This is a genomic window from Marinobacter sp. DUT-3 (genome assembly GCF_050379435.1).
GTDB lineage: Bacteria > Pseudomonadota > Gammaproteobacteria > Pseudomonadales > Oleiphilaceae > Marinobacter.
Genome location: NZ_JBNRMG010000008.1, coordinates 166175 through 184415, shown reverse-complemented (window position 1 = coordinate 184415; position 18241 = coordinate 166175). Strand labels below are relative to the sequence as shown.

Sequence of the window (18241 nt, the reverse complement as noted above, 5' to 3'; positions counted from 1 at the left end):
ATGGTTAGGCTTGGGTTTGGCCGGAAGAGGCTTTTAGAACCCCCTCCACCCCTATCAATCCCCACAACCAACAGTCCTGAAAAGAACCAATCACCCCTACTCCGACCGAGGCACAAAAAACACAAAAACCAGCCCAAAGAGCAGAGCCGCCACGCCAATGCCGAACGCACTGACCAGGGTGCCACCGCCATCCAGCCACTGTTTGGTCAGCCATGGCCCGACCATCTGGGTGAAGCCATAGAGCGCCACCATGGCCGCGGAGAGTCGGGGGCCCTGGTGGGGATGGAGCGCGCGGCCGATGCGTTGGGTCAGCAATACGGTGCCGAGGAAGGTGCCGCCGACCAGTGCGGCACACAGGATCAGGCCAATCTCGCTGGGCAGAACGACAGCCGCCAGGACACCGATCAGTTGGATCAGGAAGTTTAGTTTGAGGGCCGGCAGGTCGCCGATACGGGCCCCGAGTTTGTTCCAGATCCAGGGGCCGGGAATGGTGGCCAACGCGACAATCAGCCAGGTACCGTTCAGCAACCAGTGGCCGGCGGACAACTCCACTTTCGCCAGTAACGGCAGGAACGTCATCGGCAGGATGTAGCCAAGACCCGCGCCAGCGTAGGACAGGAACAGCGGGATACTGGCTCGATCGAACAGGGGGCTGGTGGTAACTGCGTGAGTGTTGTTTTCCTGCTGGCGAACCGGTACGTCCAATTTCATCAGGCGTGCCGCCCCCCACCAGGCCAGGGGGACCGATAACAGCGCGGCTGGCCACCAGCGCTGAGCGCCCTCAAGCCAGTCGGCACTGCCGGTCACCACACCACTGGACAGCAGCAGGCCGAAGCCGACGCCGATGTAGACCAGTCCGCTCATGGAGGCGCGATTGCGCAACACCAGCCATTCCAGGATCAGTGCCGGCGCCTGCACAAAGACGATGCCGTTGGCCACGCCGTTCAGCCAGCGGGCACCGGAGATAACGGTGAGGTGGTCGGTCTGGGTGACGATCAGGGTGGTGGCGACATGCACGGCCAGCGAGACCGGCAGCAGGATGCGGATCTGATCTATGCGATGCCAGCGAATCGCCACCATGGCGCCCATCAGGTAGCCGAGGTAGTTCCAGGTTGCGACGGCGGCCCCTTCTGCGGCACCGAACTGGCCATCGTCCACCAGGTAAGGGAGCAACGGCGTGTAAATAAACCGGCCCAGACCATGAACAACCAGAAGAACCACCGCACCAGCGGCCAGTACCGAAAACAGTTCCCGCGGTGAAGTGCAGCTCTGGCGAGAAACAGACATAGCAGACATCCCTGAAAAAACAGGGCGGTAGTTTAAGCCACTTGGGCAATGAAGTCAGTGGAAGCTATGGGGAGAGCTGTCAGCTCGCCCGGGGATGATTGGCCTTCGCCCACTCGTAGATCCGTTCGAACGCCTCTGCCAGGTCTTCGGGATCGTGCGGCGGCTGAATGACCGCGATCATTTCGCCATCGGGATTCAGCAAGGCGAAATGGCCGCTGTGATCCACCAGCAGTTCGCCGTCTACATCCCGGTGGACGAACACTGCATTGAGGCTCTTGGCAAGCGCCCGCAAGGTGTCCAGATCGCCGGTCAGGCCGTGGAAGTTGTCGCCGAAGAAGCCGACGTAGTCCTTCAACTGCTCCGGGGTGTCATGTTCGGGGTCTGCGCTGATCAGCAGGTACTCCGGCTGGGGCAGGTCATCCGCCAGCAGGCTGTCGGTCCGCCGCAGGTTGGCCATGGCGGCCGGGCAGATGTCGGGGCAATTGGTGTAGCCGACAAAGGCGAAAGTCCAGCGTCCTTTCAGGCTGTCACGGGTTACGGTGTCACCGTTTTCATTCAACAGTTCGAATTCGGACAGGGGACGGCCCTGGTCGTATACGTAGGTATTGAGCTCAGCAAGTTCGGGCGCGGGGGCCGGTTCCTGCTCACCGCCCAGAAATGCCTGCCGCGCGACCACCAGACCGAAGATCAGCACCACAATCAGCAGCAGGGCAATCAGGGTCAGGCGAATCGAGCGGTTCATGCAGTCTCCGGTGTAGGCGAATCAGAAGAATACGAAGTGGTCTACCAGCAATACCACAAACAGGGCCATCAGATAGGTGATGGAATACTTGAAGGTCTTGAGGGCAACCCGGCGATCATCCCCCCGCAGCAAGCGGATGGAATACTGCAGGAAACGCAAGCCCAGTGCCAGTGCGCCCACAAGATAGATACCTCCGGACATACCGGTAACGAACGGCAACAGGCTGACCGCCAGCAGCATGAACGTGTAGAGCACGATGTGCAGCTCGGTGTACTTGTTCCCGTGGGTCACCGGCAGCATGGGAATACCAGCCTTGGCGTATTCCTCTTTGCGATGGATGGCCAGGGCCCAGAAATGCGGCGGTGTCCAGGCGAAGATGATCAGCACCAGTAACAGGGCGTGACCTTCGACCTGGCCGGTCACGGCTGTCCAGCCCAGCAGTGGCGGCATCGCACCGGCAAGGCCGCCGATCACGATGTTCTGGGGTGTTGCCCGCTTGAGGAACAGGGTATAAACACCGGCGTACCCGACCAGGGACGCGAGGGTCAGCCAGGCCGTCAGGGCATTGACCTGCCACATCAGGATGCCCATGCCAGCGGCTGCCAGCAGGGTCGCAAAAACCATGGCGTCCACCGGACTGATCTTACCGGTAGCGACCGGACGCTTGCGGGTGCGCGCCATCACCGTGTCGATCTTCTGGTCTACCACATGGTTGACCACTGCCGCGGCGCCCGCCAGCAGCGCGATGCCCAGGTTGCCGTATAGCAGGACCTCCCAGCCAGGCACGCCCGGCGCCGCCAGCAGCATGCCAATCACCGAGGTCAGAATCATCAGCGCAACGACCCGGGGCTTGGTCAGCTCCAGGAAATCCCGCCAGGAAATGGATGCGTCTGTCTGTGTCTCTGCGCTATGGGCCGGCAGTGGTTTCACATGCTCGCTCATGCCGTCACCTCTCGATTGATTGTTGTTGTGTGTGGACTGCTTTCAGCGTTTGCTTGCGGGTGTTCGTGCAGGCGCCACAGCAGGTTAATCACCGCCAGTAGCAAGCCCGCCCCCATTGCGTTATGAGCAACCGCAATAGAGAGTGGAATATGGAAGGCCACATTGGCAAGCCCAAGGGTCACCTGGGCCGCCAACACAATAGCGACCAGTTGGACGTGCCAGGCCATGCCGGTATGGCGGGTTCGCCGCCACATCAGGCCCAGCAGCAAGGCAAAGTAGCCGAGCACCAGTATCGCGCCCAGGCGGTGAGTGAAATGAATGGCCACGCGGCCATCGGCTGTCAGTTGCCCCCCCAGATAGTTGGGACCCACGTGCTGGGCAATGTCAAAGCCGTGCTGGAAATCCATGTCCGCTGGCCACCATTCCCCCTGGCAGGTCGGCAGCTCCGGGCATGCCACGGCAGCGTAGTTGGCCGCCGTCCAGGCGCCGAGGGCAATCTGCAGTATGACCAGGGCAAGGCCACCGTATAACCACGGCCGGAAACGGTTAAGGGTCGGTCGTGAGGGGCCGAGGCCCGATATCTCCTTATGTCTCGCTCGCAAGCGTAGAGTTAACAGGGTCAGGGCGCTGAGTGTGGTAAAGCCACCCAGCAAGTGCAGTGCTACAACCTGGGGCCACAGCTTCAGGGTAACGGTCCACATCCCGAACGCACCCTGCAGTACGATAAAGGCGGCAATAAACAACGGCAGTTTCACCGGCAGGCCTTCCCGGCGATGACGAATGGCATAGCCCGCCAGCCCGAACACCACCAACCCGAGGGTGCCGGCAGCATACCGATGAATCATCTCCGGCCAGCCCTTGGCCACGTCTACTGGCGTCTCCGGGAAACGGGCATTGGCAATGGCGATACTCTCGGCACTCTGCGGCACCGCCAGGAAGCCATAACAGCCGGGCCAGTCAGGACAACCGAGGCCGGCGTCCACCAGCCGGGTCCAGGCTCCCAACATGATAACCACCACCGCGAGCAATGTGGCGAACAATGACCAACGCCCCATATGACGGGCACGATTTGACGAGGGGTGCGGTGACAAGCTGGCCTTGGGCTGGAGCAAGTTCAGTTTCCTCCGGGCATCGGGTTAACCAATCTGGGACAGCTTCATCAGATGCTTGAGATCCTTGAGCATGTCCTTCCCTGAATGTTCGTTGCCGTAATGCATCATGACGTTGCCGAAGGGATCCACCAGCAGGATTCGCGGCTCCTGATCCGGCCGGACACCCGCAGGCCAGGCCGGGGCCCGGTCCCCTTGTGATTGCAACCGCTCCATGGCGCTGTACTCTTCAGTCCAGCGACGCTCCAACCCCGCAGGCACGGTTCCGAGAAATGCCGCCCTGGACATGCGATTAGCGTTTTTACCGAGAGCGATGTTCACCTGCCTGGCCAGGTAAAGCAGATTTTCACAGTCTTCCGCGCAATTACCGGCAACCACCATCATCATCCATTCGGCGTCAGCCCGTTCGGGGCCGAACCATTCAGCCAGCGGCTGGCCATCGGAGGTTTGCATGTGGAGTTCGGTGATCGGCACCACGGGCTTTACCAGCTCACCATTGTTGGTATGCCCCGTGGGATTCAACCAGCCGGTGTAGTACATGATGGTGGCAAACACCATGGGGCCGAAACCAATGGCGAACAGCAGCAGGGCTGTGCGCCGGCCACGGCGAACCTGTTCGGGCGTGGGGCCTCCGGATTGCTGATCGGATTCCCGGTTAGCCATTGTCGTTGTCATTATTGGCTCCTGTCTTTCGGTAACTCGCTACCACCGTCAATATAACCAGTGCAACGGCCAGTGAAAACCACTGAAATGCATATCCGTAATGGGTTTGTGGCCCCATCAGGTCCGGCTCCCAGTCGGCCCGGTAGGCGCCCGGCTGCTCCCGGCCCGACAACTTGACCACCAACGATGCCACATCCGGCTCCTGCTCACTGGCAAGTGACTCCGGAAGGGCCTGCACACGCCGCGGCCAACCGTCACGCTGTTCACGGCTGTCGGCCAGCACCGGAGGCACGGGAAATGCGCCCATACGGCCACGTATTTCCACTTCCCCGACCGGGATGCTTACATCCGGCAGGCTTGTCCGGGTTCGCGGCGCCTGTATCCAGCCCCGGTTGACCACCACCGGTGGTCCGTCGTCCGGATAAAACAGAGTCAGCACCTCATACCCGGGAGCCCCATCCCGCGTGCGGTTGTCCAGCAGCCAGGTAGTGTCGCTGTAATGTCCCCGCAGTGTCACCGGGCGCCCCGGCGTCAACCCCCTGGATATCTGCTCGGACCAGCCAAGGTCTTCCGCCTGCTGGTCCCATTGTTCTAGCTGCAGCTGCTTTTCTTCCGCCCGCCCGAGTTGCCAGATCCCCAGGCCGATCAGAACCGGCAGAAAGAGCCCGGCAAACAACAGTAGCCGCCAGTCAAAATGCCATTGGCGACGCTCGGAAGAACCGGTATCAGACATGCTCTGCTATAGTGGCCTCAGAATAAACACAATCAGAAACGGGAAACCCCATGCTGAAAGCAGTTGTAATCATACTCATGCTGGCTGTCATCTTTAGTCTGTTCAGCGGGCTGTTCTTTTTGCTCAAGGACGGCGGTAAAACCAACCGGGTGGTGAACTCACTTGCGGTGCGGGTGGCGCTGAGTGTGTTGCTACTGTTGGTGATTGTGATTTCCCTGTGGCAAGGGAGCCTGGTGCTGAACCCGACTCCCTGAGGCCACCTCAGATAACGTACACGAAGACAAACAGGCACAGCCAGACAACATCCACAAAGTGCCAGTACCAGGCGGCCGCCTCAAATCCGAAATGTTTCTCGGCAGTGAAGTGGCCCTTGTGAATGCGGATCAGCATGATGGCCAGCATCAGCGTCCCGAGCATGACGTGCGCACCATGGAAGCCGGTCAGCATGAAGAACGTACTGCCGTAAATGCCGGATTGCAGCGTCAGGTCCAGATCCTGATAGGCGTGAGCGTACTCATAGCCCTGAACAAACATGAACACCACAGCCAGGGCGATGGTAGCCGCGAGCCAGAGTTTGATCTTCTTGCGATGATCTTCTTTCAGCGCGTGATGCGCCACTGTGACCGTAAAGGACGAGGTGACCAGCAGGATGGTGTTGATCAGCGGCAGCCCCCAGGGCCCAATCACTTCCCTGGGCCCGGGAAAGGCCTCGGGGTCCGGGTTATTGATCAGCGGCCAGGTCGCCTGGAAACCTTCCCACAGCATGTTACTGCTGCCTCTGTCGCCTTCCCCGCCCAACCAGGGCACCGCAAACACCCGCGCATAGAACAGGGCGCCGAAGAAAGCGGCGAAGAACATGACTTCCGAGAAGATAAACCAGCTCATACCCCAGCGAAACGACCGATCCATTTGCGGGCTGTACAGGCCTGAACGGCTTTCCTTGATCACACTCCCGAACCAGCCGAACAGCATGTAGGCCATGATCAGGGCGCCGATGAGAAACAGGACCCAGGAACCGGTGGTCGATTCCCCCTGCTTGCCATTCACCATGATTGCGGCAACGCCGTACAGGGTTACCCCAAGACCAACCGTTGCAATGATCGGCCACTTACTCTGTTCGGGCACGTAATAGGTCTGGTTTTCCGCCATGACAATCTCCGATGGCTTATCCGTTATCGATTGTTGTTGTCCTGATCCGATAATTGCCTACCGGCTCTGTCCTACTTCACTTCCGGTGGCGTCGAGAAGGTGTGGTAAGGCGCCGGCGAAGGCACCGTCCACTCCAGCCCTTCGGCACCGTCCCAGGGCTTGGCGGAGGCTTTCTCGCCGCCCTTGATGCACTTCACCACAATCAGCAGGAACAACAGCTGCGTGGCGCCGAACATGAACGCGCCCACGCTGGACACCATGTTGAAGTCGGCAAACTGCAGGGCATAATCCGGAATCCGCCGCGGCATGCCCGCCAGTCCGAGGAAGTGCATGGGGAAGAACGCCAGGTTCATACCGATAAACGACAGCCAGAAGTGAGTCTTGGCCAGGGTTTCATCGTACATGTGGCCAGTCCACTTGGGCAGCCAGAAATAGGCCGAGGCGAAAATACCGAAAATGGCACCGGGCACCAGTACGTAGTGGAAGTGAGCGACTACGAAGTAGGTGTCATGGTACTGGAAGTCCGCCGGTGCAATCGCCAGCATCAGGCCGGAGAATCCGCCGATGGTGAACAGAATCACGAAGGCTATGGCAAACAACATCGGCGTCTCGAAACTCAGGGCGCCACGGAACATGGTGGCCACCCAGTTGAACACCTTCACCCCGGTGGGCACGGCGATCAGCATGGTGGCGTACATGAAGAACAGCTGGCCGGCGATGGGGATGCCCACGGTGAACATGTGGTGCGCCCAGACCACGAACGACAGCAGGGCAATGGCACCCACTGCGTAAACCATGGAGGCATAACCGAACAACGGCTTGCGGGAAAACGCCGGAATGATGTGCGACACCGCCCCGAACGCCGGCAGGATCATGATGTAGACCTCGGGGTGCCCGAAGAACCAGAAAACATGCTGGAACAGTACCGGATCGCCACCACCGGAGGCATCAAAGAAGCTGGTGCCGAAGTTGATGTCCATTAGCATCATGGTAACCACGCCCGCCAGCACCGGCATCACGGCGATCAGCAGGAAAGCGGTGATCAGCCAGGTCCAGACGAACAGCGGCATCTTCATCAGGGTCATGCCCGGCGCCCGCAGGTTGAGAATGGTGGCGATGACGTTGATGGCGCCCATGATCGAGGAAATACCCATGATATGGACGGCGAAAATAAAGAAGGTGGTACTCGGCGGACCGTACGTCGTCGACAGCGGCGCGTAGAAGGTCCAGCCGAAGTTGGGGGCGCCACCGGACATAAACAGCGTGGACACCAGGATCAGGAACGCGCACGGCAACAGCCAGAAGCTCCAGTTGTTCATCCGCGGCAGCGCCATGTCGGGTGCGCCGATCATCAGCGGCAGCATCCAGTTGGCCAGCCCCACGAAGGCCGGCATAACCGCACCGAACACCATGATCAGGCCGTGCATGGTGGTCATCTGGTTAAAGAATTCCGGCTCGACAATCTGCAGGCCGGGCTGGAACAGCTCGGCGCGGATAACCATGGCCATGGTGCCGCCGAGCAGGAACATGGCAAAACTGAAGATCAGGTACATGGACCCGATGTCTTTGTGGTTGGTCGTCAGCAACCACCGGCTGAAGCCTTTGGCCGGGCCGTGATGATGATCCTGGGCGTGGGTATCTGCAACCGCACTCATGAAAAACCCCCGTTACCGCCTTGTTATTCTGGCTGGTGATGTTATTTGGCGAATCATTCCTGATTCTTGTACTCAAAGACTTCTTTCGGCGTGATCATTTCGCCGGTGTTGTTACCCCAGGCATTTCGCTCGTAGGTAATCACCGCGGCCAGATCCACTTCGCTCAGCTGGCCGCCGAAAGCCTGCATGGCGGTACCGGAGACACCGTTAACCACGATATCCAGGTGTGCGTCCATGTCTTCAAGTACCACCTGACTGCCCTTCAGAGCCGGGAAGGCCGGAGGCGCGCCGCTGCCGTCTGCCTGGTGGCAGGAAGCACAGGCACTGGCGTAGGCTGTCTCGCCACGCTCCATCAACTCTTCCAGGGTCCAGTCTTTCTCAGTCAGCTCGCGCTCACGCTCGGCGGCTTCGCGTTGCTCAGCCACCCATTCGTCGTACTCTTCCTGAGGTACCGCCTTGACCACCACCGGCATGAAGCCATGGTCCTTGCCGCACAATTCAGTGCACTGGCCACGGTAAATACCCGGCTCGTCCACGCGGGTCCAGGTTTCGTTGATAAAACCGGGGATGGCATCTTTCTTGACGCCAAATGCAGGCACCCACCATGAATGGATAACATCATTGGCGGTCAACAGCAGGCGCACTTTGGCGCCTACCGGAACCACCATCGGGTTATCCACGTCCAGCAGATAATTCTCGCTCTTGGTGGTGCGGTTGTAGATCTCATCCTTGCTGGTCGACATGTTGGAGAAGAAGCCAAAGTCTTCTTCGATGTAGTCATACTTCCAGCGCCACTGGTACCCCGTCACCTTGATGTCCACCTCGGACTCGGTGGTGTCATACATATCCACCAGCGTTGCCGTCGCCGGAATGGCCATAACAACAAGGATCACGAACGGAATGATGGTCCAGAGGATTTCCACCAGGGTGTTTTCATGGAAGTTGGCCGGCTTGTAGCCCTGGGACTTACGGTGGGCAAAGATGGACCAGAACATCACCCCGAATACCACGATGCCGATGACAACGCATATCCAGAGGATGGTCATGTGAAGGCTGAAAATTTCGTTACTGGTGCCGGTAACCCCGGGGGCCATGTTCAATGTCCAGTCCGCCATGGACCAGGCGGGGAACAAAAGGCCGCCCAAAAGGGCACCTGCCCGCTTAGCGTGCACGCGCATACTGTGTCTCCACAGAGTGTTATTCTTGTCGGATTTTGCGTCCAATCCCTCTGTTCTGACGGAGCTCGCACACACCTGTCAGGCCAGAGTGGAAGTCTGCTTATGGATAACTCAGGATTGAGTATAGACACAGATCCGGAAAAAGCTAAACACCGACTAAACCCAAACGTTATAACCCTGGAATATTGATAATTAAATCGAATATAAGTCGTTTTCTGTCCACCACGGACCGGCGCTTATGGGCGCTGGCCTGGCCGCTGATGCTGACCAATCTCACCGTTCCCCTTCTGGGTCTGGTGGATACCGCCGTGCTTGGCCACCTGGAAAGCCCCGAGTACCTCGGCGCCGTTGCCATTGGCGCCAACCTGTTCAGCATTCTGTACTGGACGTTCGGTTTCATGCGCATGGGCACCACCGGGCTTGCCGCGCAAGCCTGGGGCAAACGCGATGAGTTTGCCCAGATCGCACTGCTGGTCAGGTCCATCATCCTCGCGGTCGGCATTGGCCTGCTGCTTATCGTTTTCCACAAGCCCCTGATCAGCATCGGCCTGACTCTGATGAATCCCAGTGAGCGGGTTGCGGAGCTGGCTGCCGATTACGCCGCCATCAGAATCTGGAGCGCGCCGGCGGTATTGTGCCAGTACACCCTGGTGGGTTGGCTGATCGGTACCCAGTTTCCCCGGGCGCCAATGATCATGCTGATTGTGGCGAACAGCCTGAATATTGTGCTCGACATACTGTTCGTGACGGTTCTGGGCTGGAACAGCCAGGGGGTCGCCGCAGCAACGGTCTTCGCCGAATACTCCGCCACTCTCATTGGTATCCGCCTGGTGCTGCTGAGGATGCCGGCGGGGCTGTCGTTCAGCCGTGCCCTGCTGGGGCAGTTGGCGGACTATCTGCGCATACTCCAGGTCAACCGCTACATCATGGTCCGCACCATAGCGCTGCTGCTGGTGCTGGCCTTTTTCACCGCCCAGGGCGCGCGCCAGGGTGATACCATCCTGGCCGCCAACGCGGTGCTGCTCACCTTTCTGTTGATTATTTCCAATGGCCTGGACGGCTTTGCCAATGCCGCCGAGGCGCTGATTGGCGAAGCGGTGGGCAAGGGAAGCCGGCGTCGCTTCCGGATGATTTTCCTGACGGCGTTGCGTTGGTCCCTGTGGGGAGCGCTGCTGTTCACCATCGCATTCGTACTGGGCGGACGCTGGCTGATCAGCCTGCTGACCGGCATCGAAGCGGTCCGGACCACGGCGGGGCACTATCTGCCCTGGCTCTGGATGCTGCCGTTCGCCGCCATCTGGGGCTACCTTCTGGATGGCGTGTTTATCGGCGCTACCCGCACCCGGGACATGCAAAACACCATGCTGTTTTCGGCTCTGGCGGTGTTCCTTCCGGTGTGGTGGCTGACCACCGGCTGGGGCAATCATGGCCTCTGGTTCTCGCTGATCTGCCTGATGCTGGCCCGCGCCGCGACGATGGGCTGGTTGTTCCTTTCCCATACCCGGCACGATCGCTGGTTTGAGAAACCCTAGCGTTCCAACAGAGCAAACATTAAATGGCCGGATTTTCATGATGGGCCGGAAGCAGGTCAAAAAATCTCGACTACAATTGTCGTAAACGGCAGGCTTGTTGCGGTAGCCAGCCCCTGCTTACCTGCCTCCAGCGACCCCTAGCGAATAACGGGAGGCGCCTTGCGACCTCAATTCGTTCAGACACCGGCAACTCCTGAAATGACACCACAGGCAGTCCTAGACATTATTGATCAGGCACGACGGCAGGAAGCCCACTCCGGCACTTTTCTCCGGCAACTGGGAGAGAAGGCGTCGTCGCTGCCTGCGACCATCACCATTGAGGGCTACCAACCAGCCACCTGTCTGTTTCAGTTTGCCGTGGAATACATCGAGATGGCTCCCCGGCTGATTGAGTGCGTCGATGCCTGCGCCCGGGAAGCCGGAAAATCAGACCTGTTTGCCCCGTTTATTGATGCCGCAACCCGTTATTTCACCCAGCCTTCGGTGCTGCTCGTTCGCTATGATGGCCTGGACGGGCTGCTTATCCGGGCCTATCTCTGCCATCGCCTGATGGAAGAAATGTACGAAAACAACCGCTCTATTCGCGCCAGCGATCTGGTGGATATCGAGGCAACCCAAGCCAATCTGCTGGTTCATCAACTGATTGGCGAGCCCTTCGCCAACGAACTGGACGATGCCATTACCCTGACGGTATTGCAGATTGCCGGCACCCCTGACTACTACGAACTCAATCTGGATCCCTTCGTCGAGCACGCACAAAACGCCGCCTGGGACTGGATGCGGCAGTACTGGGAAAACCTCCTGGTAAGAAACCACATTCGTTTCTCTCTGGGCAACGGCCTCTGATTGCGGTTAATCTAGCACCTTCCTGAATCCTACCCCATGCTTACCTGACGGAGGTTCCCTTGCTGGATAACGCTGACCTTGGAAAACTGATTATTCGCCTGACGCTGGGCGGACTGATGCTGTTTCACGGCATTTCGAAACTGATTCACGGTACCGGTTTCATCGAAGGCCAGCTGGCCAGCCATGGAATTCCGGCATTGTTCGCCTATGGTGTGTTTATCGGTGAGCTGATCGGGCCGCTGATGGTGATTCTCGGCTACCAGACCCGCATCGGCGCCCTGTTGATTGCCTTCAACATGCTGGTGGCCATTGCCCTGGTGCATGGCCATGAGCTGCTGGCCCTCGGTAGCAGTGGTGGCTGGGCGCTTGAGCTGCAGGGTTTCTTCCTGTTTACCGCGATTGCCCTGATTTTTCTCGGCCCGGGCCGCTACAAGCTGAAGAACTGAACCACTGCACTACCCGGTTGCGACCGGATTCCTTGGCCTGATAGAGCGCCTCATCCGCTTGCCGGATGAGCGCCTCAGGTTCCACGCCCGGTTCTGGCATCATGGTGGCAACCCCAACACTCACGGTCAGGCTGACCGGGCTGGCACCGTCACCGGCGTAGACCGGGGTCTGCGCAACAATCATCCGTAACCGCTCGGCCACACTCCGGGCACCCTGTTCGGGGGTCGCCGGCAGCAACACACTGAATTCCTCGCCACCGTATCGGGCCAGCAGATCACCCGAGCGCTGGAGTTCATCCGCACACAGCTGGGCCACACGGATCAGGCAATCATCGCCCACCAGGTGGCCAAGCTGGTCGTTGACCTGTTTGAAATGGTCGATATCCAGCATTAACAGTGACAATGGATGACCTTGCCGAGCGGCACGATTCCACTCCACCGTCAGCCTTTCATCAAAACGCCGTCGGTTGGCTACCTGGGTGAGGCCATCGGTGAGCGAAATGGCCTTGAGCTGCTCGTTCGCCTGCTCCAGTGCCTCGGTGCGCTCCTGCACTCGCGCCTCCAGGGTCTGGTTGGCCTGGCGCTGAACCGCCAGCGCATGCTCCTGCGCCTGCAGCCGCCGCTGCCTCTCGAGGCTGATGCGGTAGGCCAGCGCGAAGGACAACAGGATAACCTCCAGCGCCACCCCCAGCTGCGGGGCAAATTCAGTCACAAAACTGCGGGGCAGGTACCCCAGTTTGCTGACTGCAAGAATCAGATTCCCCATCAACAGGGGTGTCCAGGCCAGGACATAAAACCCCGCCAGCACCTGCCCCTTACGCCAGATCCATAACCCCAGAATCCAGGCCGCCGGCGTGATCACCGCAGCAAACACACTGACCACCACAATTCCGTGCTGGTAAGGACCGAACAGGCCATAGAAAAACGCCAGTACCGCCAGCCCAACCATCACCTGGGCCGCACGGAACAGCAACGGGCTGTATCGCTTCAACGCCAGGAAACTTATGGTAAACACGGTGGCAAAGGCGATATTGAGGGCAATCACCGGCGCGGTGAAATAGCGGTTCATGGCCGGCCAGTCAGGCCACAGCCACTGGAACATCAGACCATGGAGGTGAAGCTGCACCATCGCTGCCGCCACCACCGTGAGTACGTACCAGAGATAGGTGGGATGCCGGACAATAACGAAGACAAACAGGTTGTACAGCGCCATCGCCAACATGATGCCCAGAAAGACGGCCTGCCAGCCGTACGATAACTGCTCCTCTTTCAGGAACTGCCCCGAGGGAACAATCCGGACCGGAATCTGCACCGCCCCCTGGGTTCTTATCCTGACGTAGGCTGTGACGGGCTCGGTGTTCGAAGGCACCAGGAACACAAAATTGCGATGGTGAATCGGGCGGCTGTCAAACGCCCATTGGTCGCCGGTGCGGTGCTGCTCAATCAACTGACCGTCCAGTTCCCAGAATACCGACACGTCATCAAGCAGGGGGTAACCGATTTCCAGCAGCCGGTTTACCGGCTCCGGCGGTACCTGGACTTTTAGCCAGAACCCGCCACTGCTGAACCCCAGATTGAGGATGTCCGGTGGCGTAAACGGTTGCCACTGCCCGGCGGGCAGTGTCCGCACTTCCTCCACCGTCAGAGCGGCACTGTCATCCTCCAGCCATGCAAATGCAGAGGTCTCCGCTCTCAGGCCGCCGGAGCCTGTCAGTGTCAGTACCAGGATCAGCCACTGGCAGAGATGCAATGCATAGTGGTTCATAAACGGATATCCGGCACCCGGTTCAGTGATTCTGCACGACAGAACGGGGTAGTAAGCCCCTTATGCATCCTTGCCAGATTGGTGATAAGTTTAGACGGTTACCGGGAGAACTTCTCCTGCCGGTAACATAAACCGCACAAAACACCCGGAGACCAGACATGACCGAGAGAAAAACGGAGATAAAGCCGGGTCGCTACCGCCATTACAAAGGCAAGGACTATCAGGTCATCGATATTGCCCGCCACAGCGAGACCGAGGAAAAACTGGTGGTTTACCGGTGCCTGTATGGCGATTTCAGCCTCTGGGTAAGACCCCTGTCCATGTTCCAGGAAACCGTCGAAGTTGCCGGCGAACAGGTACCCCGTTTTTCCTGGGTCAGTGAGAACTGACTTCCACCCGGATTTTTGACTGCGGCGATGATTTCCTGCACATTAGCGCGCTTTCCCGAACCGGCTACCCATAAGCGGTAGCGAGAGCCATCGAATTACGCCCGGAGTTTGCCATGAATGCCGTTGTCGCCGCGGTCGCCATCATGCTCGTCCTGAGTTTGTGCCGCATCCACGTTGTTGTCGCCCTGATCATCGGCGCCGTTGCCGGCGGCCTGATCGCCGGCCTGCCCCTGGAAGCCACCATCGAGGCCTTCAATAATGGTCTTGGCGGCGGAGCCACCGTCGCACTGTCCTACGCAACTCTCGGCGCGTTTGCCGTCGCCATCGGCAAGTCCGGCCTTGCTCACGCCCTGGCAGACAAGGCCCTGGCACTGGTGGGCAAACAGGACGATGGCAAGGCCGTCGGCGGCATCCGCTTCCTGATCGTGGGTCTGCTGCTGGCCATTGCCATCTCGTCCCAGAATATCCTGCCGATCCACATTGCGTTCATTCCGCTGGTGGTACCGCCCCTGCTGTACGTGATGGCCAAACTGAACATGGACCGCCGCCTGGTCGCCTGCGTGCTGACCTTCGGCCTGATCACCCCGTACATGTTCCTGCCGATCGGTTTCGGCGGCATCTATCTGAACGAAATTCTGCTGGCTAACGTCGGTGACAACGGCGTCGATGCTTCCGAACTGAACGTCATGTCCGCCATGGCGCTGCCGGCCCTGGGCATGCTCTGCGGTCTGCTGGTGGCGGTGTTCTTCAGCTACCGGGGCGACCGCAAATACAACATGGACACCATCGAGAAAACCGAGCGGGTCGACATCCAGTACAACGGCCGCACCCTGTCCATGGCACTGATTGCGATTGTTACCGCGTTCGTGGTCCAGCTCTGGCTGGGCTCCATGATCCTCGGCGCGCTGGCCGGTTTCGTGCTCTTCAACGTGTCCGGAGTGGTCAAATGGAAAGAAGCGGACGATCTGTTCACCGAAGGCATGAAGATGCTGGCAATGATCGGCTTCATCATGATCGCCGCCTCCGGCTTTGCCGAAGTCATGCGCGAAACCGGCGAAATCGCCACCCTGGTGGAAAGCTCGGTCGCTACCATCGGAGACAACAAGGCCATGGCCGCCTTCCTGATGCTGGTGGTGGGCCTGCTGATCACCATGGGCATCGGCTCCTCGTTCTCCACCATCCCCATCATCGCAGCCCTGTACGTACCCCTGGCCCTGGAAATGGGCTTCAGCCCCCTGGCCATTGTGGCCCTGGTCGGCACCGCCGGCGCCCTGGGTGACGCCGGTTCCCCGGCCTCCGATTCCACCCTCGGCCCCACCGCCGGCCTCAACGTCGACGGCCAGCACAACCACATCTGGGACACCGTTGTTCCCACGTTCCTGCACTACAACGTGCCGTTGCTCGGTTTCGGTTGGTTGGCGGCTATGGTGCTTTAATGCCAGTAGGACCAGCCCTTAAGGTAGTATTCATGAACGGCGGGCTGGTCCAGCGAGCTGACGCGAATGTCCTTTACAGGCTGAACATCTTTCTCAAAAGTCAGCGCCTCGTCCACGACGGATCTGTCAAGGTACCGTGTGGACACATCGATGGGCCGTGGCACCAGCGGGCGGCTTTCGGCACTGGCGTACACAAATCCCCAGTCGCCAAAGGACGGCACCTGGACGTGGTAAGGAGTCACTGCGTCAAAACCGGCAGCGTCTATTGAAGACACAATGGACCAAAAGGCATCCGTTGCGAAATAAGGGCTGGTGGCCTGGGTCGTAAAGATACCGTTCGGCGCCAGATTATGGCGTACCAGACGATAGAATTCCCTACTGTAAAGCCGGGCAATGGACACGTTGTTGGGATCCGGGAGGTCCGCAAGGATAACGTCGAACGGCTCCCGGTTCTCATCCAGATAAACCATGGCATCTTGGGAAACAATGGTCACACGATCATCGCTGAGGCTCCCTTCATTTATCGCTACCAACCGGGCATCGTTTGCCGCCAAATCAACCACTGCCGGGTCCAGATCCACCAGGGTAATCTGCTCTATATCCGGGTACTTGAGGAGCTCTCTCACCGCCAGTCCATCTCCCGCCCCAAGCAGTAGGACGCGGGAAGGGTGCGGATGCTGGGACAAGGGGGCATGAACCAGGGACTCATGGTAGCGATACTCATCCACCGACGAAAACTGTAGGTTGCCGTTCAGGAAGAGCCTCAGGTCGTCCTTGTACTGAGTAAGTACAATGGTCTGGTAAGGGGTCTGCTGCCTGTGTACAACGCGGTCGCTATACAAAGAGCTCGACCAGTGATCCAGCAACCCCTTTGAGAAGATCAGCATGACCGCAAGAAAAGCCGTAACCACGAAGCCTGACCACCCCAGAACCCGTTTTCTGGGCAGATCCAACTGTGGCGCAAAATACCAGAGGTTGAGCAATCCCAGGGCAATGTTCAGAAGTCCGAAAATCAGAGACGACTGAAAAACCCCCATGAACGGCACTACCAGGAAAGGAAAGGCCAACGTCGCCAGCAAAGCCCCAAGATAGTCTAGCGACAGGACATTGGAAAGGTTCCTGGCCAGAACATCCTGATGCTCGAGGATGCGCGTCAGCAACGGAACTTCCAACCCGGTCAGCGTCCCCACCAGCACAATCAGCAGCACCATCACCGGCTGGATCAGATCCGTATAGGCATAAGCCAGATACATGAACGGAACGCACAGCCCACCGATAACCCCCAGGACCAGCTCAACGCCGATAAACGCTGCCAGCAGGTCGCCCTTGATCCAACGGGACGCCCACGACCCCAACCCCATGGCGGCCATATAGATGCCGATGGTCAGAGAAAATTGTCGAACACTGTCACCCAGGAAATAAGATGCCGTGGTGCTGATCAGGAGTTCATAGATGATCGAGCACAGGCCGGCAATCAGGATTGAACCGATCAGCACCTGTTTCTGGCGGGAAAGATTGGCCTCAACGACTGTCATGACCGGCTCTACTTCCCATAATGAATGCCAGTGCCCCGGCTACCCGGACCACCAGGCGCGCCATTGCGAACACTGCGACTGGGGTAGTAGCGGGGGCCGCCAAAATACCAGAACGACGGCCCACTGTCATAGCCATTGTAGCCCGCATAGCCATAACCTTGACTGCTGCAGCTGAACAGGCCCAAATAGGCTGCTGTTACCAACGCCAGAATCAAACCGGTTTTCAATTTCATATCAAAACGTCCCTGTTGATTACTGTTCCTGAATCATTTCTAGAAAGACGCCCCGGTAACGAATCAGACCGATGACAATCGCAAGAATCAGGGCTAGGATCCCTGCGGCCCTATGGGGAATAGGGCTGAAGCCTCCCTCATCAATATCCACGGTGATCGGGGCTCTACCAAGGTCAGAGTGTTCGAAGTTGTTTTCGGTACTGACCCCGATTAGATATTCACCAGGCTTTTCGATCGTCAGTTTTCCCTGATAGGAGGTTTCTGATTCCCGCCAGTAATAGCCTTCGTAGTCACGACCCTCTTCGTGCCAGAAACCGTCACCCAGACCCAGCAAATACTGCTGTTTCGCATCCAGTAGCGAAACGGTCACTGAACTCCAGTGACCGAGGGGGATCGGCTGGTATACCTGAATATCAAGAATCGTGCCCGGGTCTTCGATGACCAGGGGACCAATCATGCCGCCGTCAGCCGGCAGCTTCTCGAAGAGCTTTCCGGAGCCATCGGTGAGGCTCAGACCACAGGAGGTGACCAGACAGATGGCGGCAAACGCAAACAGGATTCGAACAAAGGGAATACGGTTGGTTTTGGTCTCGGTTGTCAT

Annotated in this window: 19 protein-coding genes; 6 read left to right on the top strand and 13 right to left on the bottom strand. The window is 58.8% G+C overall.

What is annotated here, in order from left to right; genetic code table 11:
• Window positions 1–96: 96 nt before the first annotated feature.
• From ACQUWM_RS13045 to ACQUWM_RS13020, 6 genes are all read right to left on the bottom strand, one after another.
• A complete protein-coding gene (locus ACQUWM_RS13045; protein WP_407001711.1) occupies window positions 97–1287 on the bottom strand; it encodes a YbfB/YjiJ family MFS transporter in 1191 nt (396 codons plus the stop codon).
• Between the two features lie 79 nt (window positions 1288–1366).
• Window positions 1367–2029 carry an SCO family protein gene (locus ACQUWM_RS13040; RefSeq protein WP_428922440.1) on the bottom strand — a complete coding sequence of 221 codons (663 nt, stop codon included), beginning with the start codon at window positions 2027–2029 and terminating at the stop codon, window positions 1367–1369.
• 21 nt (window positions 2030–2050) lie between these two features.
• A complete protein-coding gene (cyoE, locus tag ACQUWM_RS13035) occupies window positions 2051–2971 on the bottom strand; it encodes a heme o synthase (protein WP_407001709.1) in 921 nt (306 codons plus the stop codon).
• The gene (locus ACQUWM_RS13030) at window positions 2968–4026 is read right to left on the bottom strand and encodes a COX15/CtaA family protein (protein ID WP_428922483.1); all 1059 of its coding nucleotides are present in this window, start codon (window positions 4024–4026) and stop codon (window positions 2968–2970) included. Before ACQUWM_RS13030 ends, cyoE begins: the two co-directional genes overlap by 4 nt.
• Before the next feature lie 81 nt (window positions 4027–4107).
• Complete coding sequence (locus tag ACQUWM_RS13025; protein WP_428922439.1) at window positions 4108–4755, bottom strand: hypothetical protein; 648 nt, start codon at window positions 4753–4755, stop codon at window positions 4108–4110.
• A complete protein-coding gene (locus ACQUWM_RS13020) occupies window positions 4736–5476 on the bottom strand; it encodes an SURF1 family protein (RefSeq protein ID WP_428922438.1) in 741 nt (246 codons plus the stop codon). The genes ACQUWM_RS13025 and ACQUWM_RS13020 overlap by 20 nt, the downstream gene beginning before the upstream one ends.
• Before the next feature lie 50 nt (window positions 5477–5526).
• On the opposite strand from ACQUWM_RS13020, the gene ACQUWM_RS13015 reads away from it, so the two are divergent.
• Window positions 5527–5730, top strand: coding sequence for a twin transmembrane helix small protein (locus ACQUWM_RS13015; RefSeq protein ID WP_406989802.1), 204 nt, complete (start codon window positions 5527–5529; stop codon window positions 5728–5730).
• A 7-nt stretch (window positions 5731–5737) separates the two neighbouring features.
• On the opposite strand, the gene ACQUWM_RS13010 is transcribed toward ACQUWM_RS13015, so the two are convergent.
• The 3 genes from ACQUWM_RS13010 to coxB form a co-directional block, all read right to left on the bottom strand.
• Window positions 5738–6625, bottom strand: coding sequence for a cytochrome c oxidase subunit 3 (locus ACQUWM_RS13010; RefSeq protein WP_407001706.1), 888 nt, complete (start codon window positions 6623–6625; stop codon window positions 5738–5740).
• 71 nt (window positions 6626–6696) lie between these two features.
• The gene (gene ctaD, locus ACQUWM_RS13005) at window positions 6697–8280 is read right to left on the bottom strand and encodes a cytochrome c oxidase subunit I (protein WP_428922437.1); all 1584 of its coding nucleotides are present in this window, start codon (window positions 8278–8280) and stop codon (window positions 6697–6699) included.
• Window positions 8281–8333: 53 nt separating this feature from the next.
• Complete coding sequence (coxB, locus tag ACQUWM_RS13000) at window positions 8334–9458, bottom strand: cytochrome c oxidase subunit II (protein ID WP_407001704.1); 1125 nt, start codon at window positions 9456–9458, stop codon at window positions 8334–8336.
• Window positions 9459–9718: 260 nt separating this feature from the next.
• Between coxB and ACQUWM_RS12995 the strand changes: the two genes are divergently transcribed.
• The 3 genes from ACQUWM_RS12995 to ACQUWM_RS12985 all read left to right on the top strand — a co-directional run bounded on the left by ACQUWM_RS12995 (window position 9719) and on the right by ACQUWM_RS12985 (window position 12282).
• The gene (locus ACQUWM_RS12995; protein ID WP_428922436.1) at window positions 9719–10990 is read left to right on the top strand and encodes an MATE family efflux transporter; all 1272 of its coding nucleotides are present in this window, start codon (window positions 9719–9721) and stop codon (window positions 10988–10990) included.
• Between the two features lie 198 nt (window positions 10991–11188).
• Complete coding sequence (locus tag ACQUWM_RS12990; protein WP_406989810.1) at window positions 11189–11836, top strand: hypothetical protein; 648 nt, start codon at window positions 11189–11191, stop codon at window positions 11834–11836.
• 59 nt (window positions 11837–11895) lie between these two features.
• Complete coding sequence (locus ACQUWM_RS12985) at window positions 11896–12282, top strand: DoxX family protein (RefSeq protein ID WP_407001702.1); 387 nt, start codon at window positions 11896–11898, stop codon at window positions 12280–12282.
• Here the strand turns inward: ACQUWM_RS12985 and ACQUWM_RS12980 are convergent.
• Window positions 12227–14047 (bottom strand): sensor domain-containing diguanylate cyclase, encoded by a 1821-nt coding sequence (locus tag ACQUWM_RS12980; RefSeq protein WP_428922435.1) that lies wholly within the window; start codon window positions 14045–14047, stop codon window positions 12227–12229. The genes ACQUWM_RS12985 and ACQUWM_RS12980 overlap by 56 nt on opposite strands.
• Before the next feature lie 158 nt (window positions 14048–14205).
• Between ACQUWM_RS12980 and ACQUWM_RS12975 the strand changes: the two genes are divergently transcribed.
• Entirely contained in the window at window positions 14206–14436 is a 231-nt protein-coding gene (locus tag ACQUWM_RS12975) for a DUF1653 domain-containing protein (protein ID WP_407001700.1), read from the top strand.
• Window positions 14437–14549: 113 nt separating this feature from the next.
• Window positions 14550–15872, top strand: a complete 1323-nt coding sequence (locus ACQUWM_RS12970; protein ID WP_428922434.1) for a Na+/H+ antiporter family protein — start codon at window positions 14550–14552, stop codon at window positions 15870–15872.
• Here the strand turns inward: ACQUWM_RS12970 and ACQUWM_RS12965 are convergent.
• From ACQUWM_RS12965 to ACQUWM_RS12955, 3 genes are read right to left on the bottom strand one after another with little or no spacing between them, the layout of a single operon-like run.
• A complete protein-coding gene (locus ACQUWM_RS12965) occupies window positions 15869–17407 on the bottom strand; it encodes a polyamine aminopropyltransferase (protein WP_428922433.1) in 1539 nt (512 codons plus the stop codon). The two genes, ACQUWM_RS12970 and ACQUWM_RS12965, sit on opposite strands and share 4 nt — an antisense overlap.
• An 8-nt stretch (window positions 17408–17415) precedes the next feature.
• On the bottom strand, window positions 17416–17640 hold the full coding sequence (locus ACQUWM_RS12960) for a hypothetical protein (RefSeq protein WP_428922432.1): 225 nt from the start codon (window positions 17638–17640) through the stop codon (window positions 17416–17418).
• A 19-nt stretch (window positions 17641–17659) separates the two neighbouring features.
• Window positions 17660–18241 (bottom strand): hypothetical protein, encoded by a 582-nt coding sequence (locus tag ACQUWM_RS12955; RefSeq protein WP_407001696.1) that lies wholly within the window; start codon window positions 18239–18241, stop codon window positions 17660–17662.